13 protein-coding genes and 1 other RNA gene are annotated in these 14967 nt (G+C 61.1%); all 14 read left to right on the forward strand.

The window, feature by feature from the left end:
- Window positions 1–7: 7 nt before the first annotated feature.
- Window positions 8–361, forward strand: an RNA gene (gene rnpB, locus PGR6_RS04550) — RNase P RNA component class A.
- Window positions 362–715: 354 nt separating this feature from the next.
- Window positions 716–1171: a division/cell wall cluster transcriptional repressor MraZ gene (mraZ, locus tag PGR6_RS04555; protein ID WP_003205355.1), complete on the forward strand. Its 456-nt coding sequence runs from the start codon at window positions 716–718 to the stop codon at window positions 1169–1171.
- Entirely contained in the window at window positions 1168–2115 is a 948-nt protein-coding gene (rsmH, locus tag PGR6_RS04560; protein ID WP_018930127.1) for a 16S rRNA (cytosine(1402)-N(4))-methyltransferase RsmH, read from the forward strand. The genes mraZ and rsmH overlap by 4 nt, the downstream gene beginning before the upstream one ends.
- Window positions 2112–2405, forward strand: a complete 294-nt coding sequence (gene ftsL, locus PGR6_RS04565; protein WP_003205353.1) for a cell division protein FtsL — start codon at window positions 2112–2114, stop codon at window positions 2403–2405. Before rsmH ends, ftsL begins: the two co-directional genes overlap by 4 nt.
- Window positions 2405–4144, forward strand: a complete 1740-nt coding sequence (locus PGR6_RS04570) for a peptidoglycan D,D-transpeptidase FtsI family protein (RefSeq protein ID WP_018930129.1) — start codon at window positions 2405–2407, stop codon at window positions 4142–4144. Before ftsL ends, PGR6_RS04570 begins: the two co-directional genes overlap by 1 nt.
- Window positions 4144–5607: a UDP-N-acetylmuramoyl-L-alanyl-D-glutamate--2,6-diaminopimelate ligase gene (locus PGR6_RS04575; protein ID WP_018930130.1), complete on the forward strand. Its 1464-nt coding sequence runs from the start codon at window positions 4144–4146 to the stop codon at window positions 5605–5607. Before PGR6_RS04570 ends, PGR6_RS04575 begins: the two co-directional genes overlap by 1 nt.
- Window positions 5600–6967: a UDP-N-acetylmuramoyl-tripeptide--D-alanyl-D-alanine ligase gene (locus tag PGR6_RS04580; RefSeq protein WP_028939846.1), complete on the forward strand. Its 1368-nt coding sequence runs from the start codon at window positions 5600–5602 to the stop codon at window positions 6965–6967. Before PGR6_RS04575 ends, PGR6_RS04580 begins: the two co-directional genes overlap by 8 nt.
- Window positions 6967–8049: a phospho-N-acetylmuramoyl-pentapeptide-transferase gene (gene mraY / locus PGR6_RS04585; RefSeq protein ID WP_008016698.1), complete on the forward strand. Its 1083-nt coding sequence runs from the start codon at window positions 6967–6969 to the stop codon at window positions 8047–8049. The genes PGR6_RS04580 and mraY overlap by 1 nt, the downstream gene beginning before the upstream one ends.
- A 5-nt stretch (window positions 8050–8054) precedes the next feature.
- A complete protein-coding gene (gene murD, locus PGR6_RS04590; RefSeq protein WP_064616203.1) occupies window positions 8055–9401 on the forward strand; it encodes a UDP-N-acetylmuramoyl-L-alanine--D-glutamate ligase in 1347 nt (448 codons plus the stop codon).
- Window positions 9398–10615: a putative lipid II flippase FtsW gene (gene ftsW / locus PGR6_RS04595; protein ID WP_064616204.1), complete on the forward strand. Its 1218-nt coding sequence runs from the start codon at window positions 9398–9400 to the stop codon at window positions 10613–10615. The genes murD and ftsW overlap by 4 nt, the downstream gene beginning before the upstream one ends.
- Window positions 10605–11675 carry an undecaprenyldiphospho-muramoylpentapeptide beta-N-acetylglucosaminyltransferase gene (murG, locus tag PGR6_RS04600; RefSeq protein WP_018930134.1) on the forward strand — a complete coding sequence of 357 codons (1071 nt, stop codon included), beginning with the start codon at window positions 10605–10607 and terminating at the stop codon, window positions 11673–11675. Before ftsW ends, murG begins: the two co-directional genes overlap by 11 nt.
- On the forward strand, window positions 11668–13128 hold the full coding sequence (murC, locus tag PGR6_RS04605) for a UDP-N-acetylmuramate--L-alanine ligase (protein ID WP_018930135.1): 1461 nt from the start codon (window positions 11668–11670) through the stop codon (window positions 13126–13128). The genes murG and murC overlap by 8 nt, the downstream gene beginning before the upstream one ends.
- Window positions 13125–14081 carry a D-alanine--D-alanine ligase gene (locus PGR6_RS04610; protein ID WP_064616205.1) on the forward strand — a complete coding sequence of 319 codons (957 nt, stop codon included), beginning with the start codon at window positions 13125–13127 and terminating at the stop codon, window positions 14079–14081. Before murC ends, PGR6_RS04610 begins: the two co-directional genes overlap by 4 nt.
- A 4-nt stretch (window positions 14082–14085) precedes the next feature.
- On the forward strand, window positions 14086–14955 hold the full coding sequence (locus tag PGR6_RS04615) for a cell division protein FtsQ/DivIB (RefSeq protein WP_007939848.1): 870 nt from the start codon (window positions 14086–14088) through the stop codon (window positions 14953–14955).
- Window positions 14956–14967 lie beyond the last annotated feature (12 nt).

Here is a 14967-nt window from a genome sequence, read left to right on the forward strand (position 1 = left end):
GCGGCGGAGAGTCGATCGGACAGTCGCTGCCCTCTATGAAAATTAGGGGGGGGAGGAAAGTCCGGGCTCCATAGGGCGAAGTGCCAGGTAATGCCTGGGAGGCGTGAGCCTACGGAAAGTGCCACAGAAAATAACCGCCTAAGCGCTTCGGCGCCGGTAAGGGTGAAAAGGTGCGGTAAGAGCGCACCGCACGTCTGGCAACAGTTCGTGGCTAGGTAAACCCCACTTGGAGCAAGACCAAATAGGGTCCCAAGGCGTGGCCCGCGCTGGGACCGGGTAGGTTGCTAAAGATGTCCAGTGATGGCCATCGTAGACGAATGACTGTTCAAGACAGAACCCGGCTTACAGATCGACTCTCCACCTTTTTTTCTCTCTGCTTCAATCATTGGCAGCGATATGCGTAATGGCAGTTTCCCTCCCTGCTGAATCAATAGCAGAAGCGCTTTTGTAATACCGAAAAAATCTTACTCTTAACAAACTACTTTAACTTCTGAACGCAGCCTTCTGTGCTGATTCAAGTTATTGAACGAATTCATCCGCCAGATTCTCGTTTCCCCTCCTTTTACACTCCTAAATCTCCGTTCTGTAAGGCTTTTCCTTCTATCCGCGCCTTGACGGTGTGGTGGGCGCATTCCTATAGTGTGCGCAAGTGGCGGAAAGTGGCATGAAGTGGGTTTTTTGAGCGCAAAACGCTAATATTTGGAGAAACGCTGACGTGTTTCGCGGAGCTAACGCTATCAGTCTCGATGCAAAGGGCCGTCTCGCCATGCCGAGCCGGTACCGTGACGAGCTCGTTTCGCGTAGTTCCGGTCAATTAATCGTCACCATCGATGCCGTTGATCCGTGTTTGTGTGTTTATCCCCTCGATGAGTGGGAAATTATCGAAACCAAACTGCGTGCACTGCCTTCGCTTCGCGAAGAAAACCGCCGCCTGCAACGTTTACTGATTGGTAATGCCGTCGACCTCGAGCTCGATGGCAGTGGTCGTTTTCTGGTCCCGCCGCGTCTTCGCGAATATGCCAAGTTGGATAAGCGCGCAATGTTGGTAGGCCAACTGAACAAGTTCCAATTGTGGGACGAGGATGCCTGGAATGCGGTTTCTGCCGCTGACCTGGCTGCTATTCAACAACCGGGCGCCATGCCTGATGAACTGCGTGATTTGATCCTGTGACTATTGATAGCGGCTTTAACCACATCACCGTACTGCTTGACGAAGCCGTCGAGGCTCTCGCCGTACGTCCTGATGGCTGCTATCTGGACGGCACGTTCGGACGCGGCGGACATAGCCGGTTGATTCTCAGCAAGCTCGGGCCCGATGGTCGGTTGCTCGGGTTCGACAAAGATCCTCAAGCGATTGCCACCGGGCAAACGCTAGCGGCCGAAGACGGCCGCTTTGTCGTTGTACAGCGCAGCTTTGCCGAGCTCGGTTCGGAAGTCGCCGAACGCGGTCTGGCCGGCAAGGTCAGCGGTGTTCTGCTTGACCTGGGCGTGTCTTCGCCTCAGCTCGACGACCCTGAGCGCGGCTTCAGTTTTCTCAACGACGGCCCGTTGGACATGCGAATGGACCCGTCCCGCGGGATCAGCGCCGCCGAGTTCGTCAATACCGCGCCGGTGGAGGAAATCGCCCGGGTGTTCAAGGAATACGGCGAAGAACGTTTCTCCGGCCGCATGGCGCGTGCCGTGGCCGAACGTCGCGACATCAAGCCGTTCGAGCGCACTGCCGATCTGGCAGAAGTGCTGAAAGTCGCCAACCCTGCATGGGAAAAGGGCAAGAACCCGGCCACCCGTGCATTCCAGGGGCTGCGTATTCACGTCAACAACGAGCTGGGCGATCTGGAAGCCGGTCTCGAAGCCGCTCTGGAGTGCCTGGAAGTCGGCGGTCGCCTGGTGGTGATCAGCTTCCACTCGCTGGAAGACCGCATCGTCAAACTGTTCATGCGTAAACTGGTGAAAGGCGAAGCCGACAACCTGCCGCGCAACTTGCCGGTCCGTCACGTCGCCTTCGAACCGAAAATCAAAGTCCATGGCAAAGCGCAGTCCGCCTCCGAGGCCGAACTCAAAGCCAACCCACGTTCCCGTAGCGCCATCATGCGTGTCGCGGAGAAACTGCGGTGAGCAAGCTTTTCGCCAAACCACTTCCCGGCGGAAGCTTTTTCATGCTGCTGCTGTTTATCGGTGTGCTCGTGTCGGCCATCGGCGTGTCCTATAGCGCCCACTGGAACCGTCAGCTGTTGAATTCGCTGTACAACGAATTGAGCGTGCGCGACAAGGCGCAGGCGGAGTGGGGCCGGTTGATTCTCGAACAAAGCACCTGGACCGCCCACAGCCGTATCGAAGTGTTGGCGACCGAACAACTGAAGATGCGCATTCCTGGCGCTGCTGAAGTGCAGATGGTGGCGCCATGATGAAACTCGAAGGCGCACTCTTCCCGTGGCGATTCCGTCTGGTGCTGGGCTTGCTCGGCATCATGGTGGTGGCGATTTCCTGGCGCATCATTGATCTGCAAGTGGTCGACCGTGACTTCCTTAAAGGTCAGGGCGACGCGCGCAGTGTTCGTCATATTCCAATCCCGGCTCACCGTGGTCTGATCACCGACCGTAACGGCGAGCCGTTGGCCGTGAGTACCCCGGTCACCACCCTGTGGGCCAACGCCAAGGAAATGCAGCTGGCCAAAGAGAAATGGCCGGCACTGGCGGCTGCCTTGGGGCAGGATCCCAAAGCCCTGGCCGAACGTCTCGAAGCCCAGGCCAACAAAGAATTCATCTACCTGGTGCGCGGGCTGACCCCTGAGCAGGGCCAGGCTGTGCTCGATCTGAAAGTGCCGGGCGTTTATGGCATCGAAGAGTTCCGGCGTTTCTACCCGGCGGGTGAAGTCACCGCCCACATGGTCGGCTTTACCGACATCGACGATCACGGACGCGAAGGCGTCGAGCTGGCCTACGACGAATGGCTGGCCGGGGTGCCCGGCAAGCGACAGGTCATCAAGGACCGGCGCGGCCGGCTGATCAAAGATGTCCAGGTCACCAAAAACGCCAAGGCCGGCAAGCCCTTGGCGTTGTCCATTGACCTGCGCCTGCAATACCTGGCCAACCGCGAACTGCGCAACGCGATCATCGAGAACGGCGCCAAGGCCGGTAGCCTGGTGATCATGGACGTGAAGACCGGCGAGATTCTCGCCATGGTCAACCAGCCGACCTACAACCCGAACAACCGTCGCAACCTGCAACCGGCGATGATGCGCAACCGCGCGATGATCGACGTGTTCGAGCCGGGTTCGACCATGAAAGCGATCTCCATGAGCGCCGCGATCGAAACCGGGCGCTGGAAACCGAGCGACACCGTCGAGGTGTACCCGGGCAGTTTGCAGATTGGTAAATACACCATCAAGGACGTATCCAAGACCGAAGGTCCGGTGCTCGACCTGACCGGTATCCTGATCAATTCCAGTAACGTCGGCATGAGTAAGGTCGCGTTCGATATCGGTGGCGAAACGATTTTCCGTCTGGCACAGAAAGTTGGCCTCGGCCAGGACACCGGCTTGGGTTTCCCGGGTGAGCGCGTCGGCAACCTGCCGAACTACCGCGAATGGCGCAAGGCTGAAACCGCCACTCTGTCCTACGGCTACGGTATTTCCGTGACCGCGATCCAGTTGGTCCACGCCTTCTCGGCCCTGGCCAACAATGGTCGCCTCGCGCCGTTGACCCTGATCAAAACCGACAAGGCGCCGCAAACCACTCAGGTGCTGCCGGAAGCCGTCGCGAAAACCATGCAAGGCATGCTGCAACAAGTGATCGAAGCCCCGCGCGGCGTATTCCGTGCGCAGGTGCCGGCGTATCACGTGGGCGGCAAGTCGGGTACTGCGCGTAAGACGTCGGTCGGAACCAAAGGCTACGCCGAGAACTCCTACCGCTCGCTGTTCGCCGGTTTCGGCCCGATGAGCGACCCGCGTTACGCGATCGTGGTGGTGATCGACGAACCGACCAAGGCCGGTTACTTCGGTGGTCTGGTATCGGCGCCGGTGTTCAGCAAAGTGATGTCCGGGACCTTGCGCCTGATGAACATCACCCCGGACAACCTGCCAGCCACTCAACAAGCGAACGCCGCACCGGTCGTTCCGCTGAAAGCTAATGGAGGGCGCGGCTGATGTCGCTGAGCCTGAACAAGATTTTCGCCCACGCCGGCCATGATCTATTGATCCGCGAATTGGCGCTGGACAGCCGTAACGTACGGGCAGGTGATTTGTTCCTTGCGGTCCCTGGTGGCAAGTTCGACGGTCGTGCGCACATCGCCGACGCCTTGCAGCGCGGTGCTGCCGCCGTGGCTTATGAAGTCGAAGGCGCGACCGTGCTGCCGATTACCGACGTGCCGCTGATTCCGGTCAAAGGCCTGGCGGCGCAGCTGTCGGATATCGCCGGGCGCTTTTACGGCGACCCGAGCCGTCACATGAACCTGATCGGCGTGACCGGCACCAACGGTAAAACCAGCGTGACCCAGTTGGTCGCGCAAGCCTTGGATTTGCTCGGTCAACACTGCGGTATCGTTGGCACTTTGGGCTCCGGTTTCCATGGCGCGCTGGAAAGCGGCTTGCACACCACGCCGAACCCGATTGCGCTGCAAGCAACCCTCGCCGACCTGAAAAAGGCCGGTGCCAAAGCCGTGGCCATGGAAGTCTCTTCCCATGGGCTGGATCAGGGCCGCGTAACCGCGCTGGCCTTCGATGTGGCGGTGATGACCAACCTGTCGCGCGATCATCTGGATTACCACGGCACCATGCAGGCCTATGGCGAAACCAAGGCCAAGTTGTTTGCCTGGAATGATCTGAAGTGCCGGGTGGTCAACCTCGACGACGATTTTGGCCGGCAACTGGCGGCTGATGAGGGTGAGTCGCGGTTGATCACTTACAGCCTGGAAGACTCCCGCGCTTACCTGTATTGCCGCGAAGCGCAGTTCAGTGACGAAGGCGTGCGCGCCACGCTTGTTACGCCGCAGGGCGAACACCATTTGCGCAGCACCTTGCTCGGCCGTTTCAACCTGAGCAACGTGTTGGCCGCGGTCGGTGCCTTGCTCGGTCTGGACTATGCGCTGGACGAAATCCTCAACGTGCTGCCGAAACTCGAAGGCCCGGCCGGTCGCATGCAGCGTCTGGGCGGCGGCACTCAGCCGTTGGTGGTGGTCGATTACGCCCACACGCCGGATGCGCTGGAAAAAGTCTTGATGGCCCTGCGTCCTCACGCCAAAGGCCGGTTGCTGTGCCTGTTCGGTTGCGGCGGTGATCGCGATCGCGGCAAGCGTCCGCTGATGGCTGAAGTGGTCGAGCGTCTGGCCGATGGTGTGCTGGTCACCGACGACAACCCGCGCACCGAAGACCCCGCCGCGATTTTCGACGACATCCGCGCCGGTTTCACCGCTGTGGATAAAGTCACCTTCGTCGCCGGTCGTGGCCAGGCGATTGCCCAGTTGATCGCCAGCGCTTCGGCGGATGACGTGATTGTCCTGGCCGGTAAAGGTCATGAGGACTATCAGGAAATCAACGGTGAGCGTCTCGCTTTCTCCGATCTGGTCGAGGCCGATCATGCCCTGACCGCGTGGGAGGTGGCCCATGCTTAAAGCCTTGAAACTGAGCGAACTGACCGGCGCACTGAATGCCCGTCTGATCTCCGTCGATGCCAGCTTCGATGGTGTCAGCATCGACAGCCGCGCGATCAAGCCCGGCCAGCTGTTTATTGCTCTGGCCGGTCCGCGTTTCGATGGCCATGACTACCTGAATGACGTCGCCGCCAAAGGCGCCGTGGGTGCACTGGTCGAGCGCGAAGTGGCCGACAGCTCGCTGCCGCAACTGCTGGTCAAGGACACCCGCCAGGCCCTCGGCCAGTTGGGTGCGATCAACCGTGCCGCGTTCACTCAGCCGGTCGCGGCCGTTACCGGCTCCAGCGGCAAGACCACGGTCAAGGAAATGCTGGCAAGCATCCTGCGCACGCGCGGTCCGGTGCTGGCGACCCGTGGCAACCTGAACAATGACCTCGGCGCTCCGCTGACCCTGCTCGAACTGGCGCCGGAACACACCGCCGCCGTGATCGAACTCGGCGCTTCGCGCATTGGCGAGATTGCCTACACCGTCGCCATGACCAAACCCCACGTGGCCATCATCAACAACGCCGGGACCGCCCACGTTGGTGAGTTCGGCGGGCCGGAAAAAATCGTCGAAGCCAAGGGCGAGATTCTCGAAGGGCTGGATGCCGATGGCATCGCCGTGCTGAATCTCGACGACAAGGCCTTCGACATCTGGAAGACCCGTGCCGCCGGTCGAAAAGTGCTGACTTTTGCCCTGAGCAACGTCAACGCCGATTTCCATGCCAGCGACCTGGACCGCGATGCCCGCGGTTGCCCGGCGTTCAACCTGCACAGCCCTGAAGGTGTGGAGCGGGTTCAGCTGAATCTGCTCGGCACCCATAACGTCGCCAATGCCATGGCCGCTGCCGCTGCCGCGCATGCTTTGGGTGTGTCGCTGTTCGGCATCGCCACCGGCCTTGGCGCGGTGCAACCGGTCAAGGGACGCACCGTCGCGCAACTGGCGCCTAACGGCATGCGCGTAATCGATGACACATACAACGCGAACCCCACCTCTATGTGCGCCGCCGTTGATATACTCGCCGGCTTTTCCGGTCGCACCGTTTTGGTGCTCGGGGATATCGGCGAGTTGGGCGCGTGGGCAGAGCAGGGGCACCGCGATGTGGGCGATTACGCCCGCGGCAAGGTTTCCGCGCTTTACGCCGTCGGGCCAATGATGGCTCACGCCGTGAACGCTTTCGGCGAGCAGGCCTTTCACTTCAGCACACAGGCTGAACTGATCAAGGCCCTGGAAGCCGAGCAGGACACAAACACTACCTTTTTGATCAAGGGCTCGCGCAGCGCTGCGATGGAAAACATCGTTGCCGCTTTGTGCGGGACCAGTCTGGAGAAACATTAATGCTGCTGCTGCTAGCGGAGTATCTGCAACAGTTCTACAAAGGCTTCGCGGTCTTTCAGTACCTGACCCTGCGCGGGATTCTCGGTGTACTGACCGCGCTGGTCTTGTCGCTGTGCTATGGCCCGTGGATGATCCGCACTCTGCAGAACCGTCAGATCGGTCAATCCGTTCGCAACGACGGCCCGCAATCGCACCTGTCGAAGTCAGGCACCCCGACCATGGGCGGCGCGCTGATTCTTTCCTCCATCGGCGTCAGCACCTTGCTTTGGGCTGACCTGACCAACCGTTACGTTTGGGTCGTGTTGTTGGTGACCCTGCTATTCGGCGCCATCGGCTGGGTTGACGACTATCGCAAAGTCATCGAGAAAAACTCCCGCGGCCTTCCGAGCCGCTGGAAGTATTTCTGGCAGTCGGTGTTCGGCCTGGGCGCGGCGATCTTCCTTTATATGACTGCCGCGACGCCGGTGGAAACCACCCTGATCCTGCCGATGCTCAAGGACTACAGCATTCCGCTGGGCGCAGGTTTCATCGTCCTGACCTATTTCGTGATTGTCGGCTCGAGCAACGCGGTCAACCTGACCGACGGCCTCGACGGTCTGGCGATCATGCCCACCGTGATGGTCGGCGGCGGCCTGGGGATCTTCTGCTACCTGTCGGGTAACGTGAAGTTCGCCGAATACCTGCTGATTCCTTACGTACCGGGCGCGGGCGAGCTGATTGTGTTCTGCGGCGCCTTGATCGGTGCTGGCCTGGGCTTCCTCTGGTTCAACACCTATCCGGCACAAGTCTTCATGGGCGACGTTGGCGCGCTGGCGCTGGGTGCGGCCCTGGGCACCATCGCAGTGATCGTCCGTCAGGAAATCGTCCTGTTCATCATGGGCGGTGTGTTCGTGATGGAGACCCTGTCAGTCGTTATTCAGGTTGCCTCCTTTAAGCTGACCGGTCGCCGTGTGTTCCGCATGGCACCGATTCACCACCACTTTGAACTCAAGGGCTGGCCCGAGCCGCGCGTGATCGTCCGTTTCTGGATCATCACCGTGATTCTCGTGTTGATCGGCCTTGCCACCCTGAAGCTGAGGTAGAACGAGTGTCTCTGATCGCTTCTGACCACTTCCGCATCGTTGTCGGCCTCGGCAAGAGCGGCATGTCCCTGGTTCGCTTCCTGGCGAACCGGGGCGTGTCGTTTGCTGTCGCCGATACGCGGGAAAATCCACCGGAACTGGCCACGCTCAAGCGTGACTATCCGCACGTGGAAGTGCGTTGTGGCGAGCTGGACGTCGAATTCCTGTGCCGTGCCGATGAGCTCTACGTGAGCCCCGGCCTGGCGCTGGCGACCCCGGCCCTGCAGGCTGCCGCCGCCCGTGGCGTGAAAATGTCCGGAGACATCGAGCTGTTCGCGCGTAACGCGAAAGCGCCGATTGTCGCCATTACCGGTTCCAACGCCAAAAGCACCGTCACCACCCTGGTCGGCGAGATGGCGGCTGCGGCCGGCAAGCGTGTTGCCGTTGGTGGCAACCTCGGCACGCCGGCGCTGGATTTGCTCAGCGACGACATCGAGCTGTATGTGATGGAACTGTCGAGCTTCCAGCTCGAAACCACCGATCAGCTCAACGCCGAAGTGGCGACCGTGCTCAACATCAGTGAAGACCACATGGACCGCTACAGCGGTCTGCCGGCCTATCACTTGGCCAAGCACCGGATCTTCCGGGGCGCCAGGCAGTTTGTGGTCAACCGTCAGGACGCCCTGAGCCGTCCGCTGATGGGTGAAGGTCAGCCGTGCTGGACCTTCGGTTTGAACAAACCCGACTTCAAGGCCTTCGGCATTCGAGAAGAGAGCGGCGAGAAATACCTGGCCTTCGAATTCCAGAACCTGATGCCGGTACGCGAGCTGAAAGTTCGTGGTGCGCATAACCAGTCCAACGCCCTCGCGGCATTGGCGCTCGGTCACGCCGTCGGCCTGCCGTTCGACGCCATGCTTTCAGCCCTGCGCAATTTCGCCGGGCTCGAGCACCGCTGCCAGTGGGTCCGCGACCTTGATGGCGTGAGCTACTACAACGATTCCAAAGCCACCAACGTCGGCGCCGCATTGGCGGCCATCGAAGGCCTGGGGGCGGACATCGACGGCAAGCTTGTGCTGATCGCCGGTGGCGATGGCAAGGGCGCCGAATTCAAGGATTTGCGTGATCCGGTGGCGGCCAACTGCCGCGCCGTCATTTTGATGGGCCGTGATTCCGACAAGATCGGTGAGGCCATCGGCGATGCCGTGCCACTGATTCGCGTCGGCTCGCTGATCGAAGCGGTCGAGCAATGCCGCGCCATCGCCGAAAAGGGCGACGCGGTGCTGCTGTCGCCGGCCTGCGCCAGCTTCGACATGTTCAAGAACTATGAAGACCGTGGTCACCAGTTCGTCCGCGCCGTGGAGGATCTGGCATGAGCTTGAGAAACATCATCAAGCCGTATCCATCGCCGCTGATCACCGGGCGCGGTATCGACCTCGATTTCCCGATGCTCGCCGGTTGCCTGGCACTGCTCGGCCTGGGGCTGATCATGATTGCCTCGGCATCGACCGAGGTGGGGGCGGTGCAGTCGGGCAGCGCCCTGTACTACATGATTCGCCACCTTGTTTACGTTGTGCTGGGCCTGGGTGCCTGCGTCGTCACCATGATGATTCCGATTGCCACCTGGCAACGCTTGGGCTGGCTGATGCTGATTGGTGCATTCGGCTTGCTGGTGATGGTGATCATCCCGGGGATCGGCCGGGAAGTGAACGGTTCGATGCGCTGGATCGGCTTCAGTTTCTTCAACGTTCAGCCTTCCGAGATCGCCAAGGTGTTCGTGGTGATCTACCTCGCCGGTTATCTGGTGCGTCGCCAGAAAGAAGTGCGTGAAAGCTGGATGGGCTTCTTCAAGCCGTTCATCGTGCTGTTGCCAATGGCGGGTCTGTTGCTGATGGAGCCGGACTTTGGTGCCACCGTCGTGATGATGGGGGCAGCTGCGGCGATGCTGTTCCTCGGCGGGGTCGGGCTGTTCCGGTTTTCCCTGATGGTGGTCCTGGCTGTCGCGGCGGTGGTGTTGTTGATTCAGATGCAGCCGTATCGAATGGCGCGTCTGACCAACTTTGCCGATCCGTGGGCCGACCAGTTCGGTGCCGGCTATCAGCTCTCCCAGGCCTTGATCGCTTTCGGTCGCGGCGAATGGCTGGGCGTCGGCCTGGGCAACAGCGTGCAGAAACAGTTCTACCTGCCGGAAGCCCATACCGACTTCGTGTTTTCGGTGCTGGCTGAAGAGCTGGGGGCCGTGGGTTCCTTGTGCACGGTGGCGCTGTTCGTCTTCGTGTGTATTCGGGGCATGTACATTGGCCTGTGGGCCGAGAAAGCCAAACAGTTTTTTGCCGCCTACGTTGCTTACGGCTTGTCGTTCCTGTGGATCGGCCAGTTCCTGATCAACATCGGCGTGAACGTCGGCCTGCTGCCGACCAAAGGTCTGACCCTGCCATTCCTCAGTTATGGCGGCAGTTCGTTGGTGATCTGCTGTGCCTGTCTTGGATTGTTGCTGCGCATCGAGTGGGAGAGTCGAACCCATTTGGGCAGCGAAGAAATGGAATTCCATGAGAGCGACTTCGCCGAGGAGCCGAACCATGGGCGCTAACGTACTGATCATGGCTGGCGGCACCGGGGGCCATGTGTTCCCGGCACTTTCCTGTGCGCGTGAGTTCCAGGCCCGCGGCTACACCGTGCACTGGCTCGGCACGCCCCGCGGGATCGAAAACGATCTGGTGCCGGCGGCCGGTATTGAATTGCATCGGATCCACGCCAGCGGTTTGCGCGGCAAGGGCAAATTGTCCCTGCTCAAGGCGCCGGTCATGTTGCTCAAGTCGATCTGGCAGGCGCGGGCGATCATTCGTCAGCTGCGGCCAGTCTGTGTGGTCGGCTTTGGTGGTTTTGTGACTGGCCCTGGCGGCGTTGCAGCCAGACTGGCCGGCGTGCCGGTCATCGTTCACGAGCAGAACGCCGTGGCCGGTACCGCCAATCGGTTGCTGGTGCCGTTGGCCGCCCGAGTCTGTGAAGCGTTCCCCGACACCTTTACCCTGTCGGACAGCCGTCGGACCACCGGTAACCCGGTGCGCACCGAGCTGTTCCTCGAAACACCGCGACCTGCCCTGGCCGGTCGCAAGGCGCGTTTGCTGATCCTGGGCGGAAGCCTGGGCGCAGAGCCGTTGAACAAGTTGCTGCCTGAAGCCCTGTCGCAAGTCGCCCCCGACCTGCGCCCGGACGTGTTCCATCAGGCCGGCAAAAACCACGATGAAGTGACTGCAGAGCGCTATCGCGCGGCTGGCGTCGAGGCGCAAGTGCAGCCATTCATCAAAGACATGGCCCAAGCCTATGGCTGGGCCGACCTGGTGGTGTGCCGCGCAGGAGCGCTGACCATCAGTGAACTGGCGGCCGCCGGTCTGCCCTCGATGCTGGTGCCTTTGCCCCACGCGATCGACGATCACCAGACCCGCAACGCCGATTATTTGGCCCGTGAAGGCGCTGCCTTCCTGATGCCGCAAAGAACGACTGGCGCAGCGGACCTTGCCGCTCGCCTGACAGAGGTCTTGATGCAACCGCAACGACTCAACGACATGGCCAGCGCGGCACGCCGCCTGGCCAAACCCGATGCCACTCGTAACGTGGTCGATACTTGCCTTGAGGTGGCCCATGGTTGAGAACAAGAAAGCCATGCCACAACCGGAAATGCGCCGTATCCGTCGTATCCACTTCGTCGGAATCGGCGGCGTGGGTATGTGCGGTATCGCCGAAGTGTTGCTGAACCTGGGCTATCAAGTGTCCGGTTCCGACTTGAAAGCTTCGCCGGTGACCGAGCGCCTGGAATCTTTTGGTGCGCATATTTTCATCGGCCACCGTGCCGAGAACGCCGCAGCCGCCGACGTGCTGGTGGTGTCGAGCGCCGTCAACACGTCCAACCCGGAAGTCGCGACCGCGCTGGAACGCCGGATTCCGGTGGTGCCGCGTGCCGAGATGCTCGCCGAGCTGATGCGCTACCGCCACGGCATCGCCGTCGCCGGTACCCACGGCAAAACCACCACCACCAGCCTGATCGCTTCGGTGTTCGCCGCCGGTGGCCTGGACCCGACGTTCGTCATCGGTGGCCGTCTGAATGCCGCGGGCACCAATGCCCAGCTCGGCACCAGCCGCTACCTGATCGCCGAAGCCGACGAAAGCGATGCCAGCTTCCTGCACTTGCAGCCGCTGGTGGCCGTGGTCACCAACATCGACGCCGACCACATGGCGACCTACGACGGTGACTTCAACAAGCTGAAGAAAACCTTCGTCGAGTTCCTGCACAACCTGCCGTTCTACGGTTTGGCGGTGGTGTGCCTGGACGATCCGGTGGTGCGTGAAATCCTCCCGCTGGTGAAGCGTCCGACGGTCACTTACGGCTTCGGCGATGACGCCGACGTACGCGCCATCAACGTACGCCAACAAGGCATGCAGACTTTCTTCACCGTGCTGCGCCCTGATCGCGAGCCGCTGGATGTCTCGGTGAACATGCCGGGCAACCACAACGTGTTGAACGCGCTGGCGACCATTTGCATCGCCACCGACGAAGGCGTCAGCGATGAAGCCATCGTCCAGGGCCTGTCCGGCTTCCAGGGTGTTGGCCGTCGCTTCCAGGTGTACGGCGAACTGCCGGTCGAAGGCGGCAACGTGATGCTGGTGGACGACTACGGTCACCACCCGACCGAAGTCGCGGCCGTGATCAAAGCCGTGCGCGGTGGCTGGCCGGAGCGCCGTCTGGTGATGGTCTACCAGCCGCACCGTTACAGCCGCACCCGCGACCTGTACGACGACTTCGTCAATGTGCTGGCCGACGCCAACGTGCTGCTGCTGATGGAAGTCTATCCGGCCGGCGAAGAGCCGATTCCGGGCGCCGACAGCCGCAAGCTGTGCAACAGCATCCGTCAGCGCGGTCAGCTCGACCCGATCTATATCGAGCGCGGCATCGACCTCGCGCCGATCGTCAAGCCGCTGCTGCGTGCCGGCGACATTCTGCTGTGCCAGGGCGCCGGTGATATCGGCGGTCTCGCACCCAAACTGTTGAACAGTCCGTTGTTCGCCGGGGCCGTTGCCGCACCGGTAGAGGGGAAGTTGAAATGACTGCTGCTTACGCCAACCTCGTCTCCACTGTAGCGCCGAAGGATTTCGGTCGCGTTGCCGTGCTGTTCGGCGGCAAGAGTGCCGAGCGTGAAGTGTCCCTGAAGTCGGGTAACGCGGTGCTCGAAGCACTGCAAAGCGCCGGCGTGGACGCGTTCGGTATTGATGTAGGCGATGACCTGCTGCAACGCTTGCTGAACGAAAAAATCGACCGCGCCTTCATCATCCTCCACGGTCGTGGCGGTGAAGACGGCAGCATGCAGGGCCTGCTCGAATGCGCAGGAATTCCGTACACCGGCAGCGGCATTCTGGCCTCGGCCCTGGCCATGGACAAACTGCGCACCAAGCAGGTCTGGCACAGCCTCGGCATTCCGACGCCACGCCACGCGGTACTGCGCTGCGAGGCCGATTGTATTTCGGCGGCCACGGAACTGGGCTTCCCGTTGATCGTCAAACCGGCCCATGAAGGTTCCAGTATCGGGATGGCCAAAGTGACTACCGCGCCCGAGTTGATCGAGGCATGGAAAGCGGCCAGTACCTACGATTCGCAAGTGTTGGTAGAGCAATGGATTCACGGTCCGGAGTTCACCATCGCCACCCTGCGTGACCAGGTGTTGCCACCGATTGCCCTGGGCACGACGCACAGTTTCTACGACTACGACGCCAAGTACATCGCCAACGATACCCAGTACCGCATTCCGTGCGGCCTGGACAGCGACAAAGAAAAGGAACTCATGGACCTCACGGCCAAAGCCTGTGAGGCGCTGGGTATCGCCGGTTGGGGCAGGGCGGACGTGATGCAGGACGCCGACGGGCAGTTCTGGTTCCTGGAAGTCAACACCGCACCGGGCATGACCGATCACAGTCTGGTGCCAATGGCGGCCCGTGCCGCTGGCCTGGATTTCCAGCAACTGGTTCTGGCGATTCTGGCCGCAAGCATCGAGCCACGAGGGTAAGACCATGCAAGGCGCACAGCTGAGACATCAGCCCTCCGCACCACCCGGCCGCAAGCCGGTGCCGCGGGGTGCCAGCCGAATGGTGGCCAAAGAGCCGATGTCCGTGCGCCTGCCGAAAGCCAACTTCGGTTTTCTGAAAAGCCTGTTCTGGCCCGTGTTGCTGGTGGCGTTGGGGTTCGGTACTTACGAAGGCGCACAGCGTTTGCTGCCGTACGCCGACCGGCCGATCACCAAAATCGCCGTGCAGGGCGACTTGAGTTACATCAGCCAGCAAGCGGTGCAGCAGCGGATCGCCCCGTACGTGGCGTCGAGCTTCTTCACCATCGACCTGGCGAGCATGCGCACCGAGCTTGAACAGATGCCATGGATTGCCCACGCCGAAGTGCGTCGGGTGTGGCCGGATCAGGTAGTGATTCGCCTGGAAGAACAACTGCCGGTGGCCCGTTGGGGCGATGAGTCGCTGTTGAACAACCAGGGACAGGCGTTCACCCCGCGCGAGCTGGCGAACTACGAACACTTGCCACAGCTGTTCGGCCCGCAGCGGGCTCAGCAACAAGTGATGCAGCAATACCAGGTGCTGAGCCAGATGCTCAGGCCATTGGGCTTCTCGATTGCACGCCTGGAGTTGCGTGAACGAGGCAGCTGGTTCCTGACCACCGGCGCAGGCAGCGCCGGTCCCGGAATCGAACTGCTGCTGGGACGCGGCAACCTGGTGGAAAAGATGCGCCGCTTCATTGCCATCTATGACAAGACGCTCAAAGAGCAGATTACGAACATTGCGCGCATCGATCTGCGCTACGCCAACGGCCTTGCCGTTGGCTGGCGGGAACCTGTAGCGCCGACGACAGCCCAACCCGCTGTCGCAAAGAATTAAGAAGAGGCAGGA

The organism is Pseudomonas sp. GR 6-02 (genome assembly GCF_001655615.1).
Taxonomy (GTDB): domain Bacteria; phylum Pseudomonadota; class Gammaproteobacteria; order Pseudomonadales; family Pseudomonadaceae; genus Aquipseudomonas.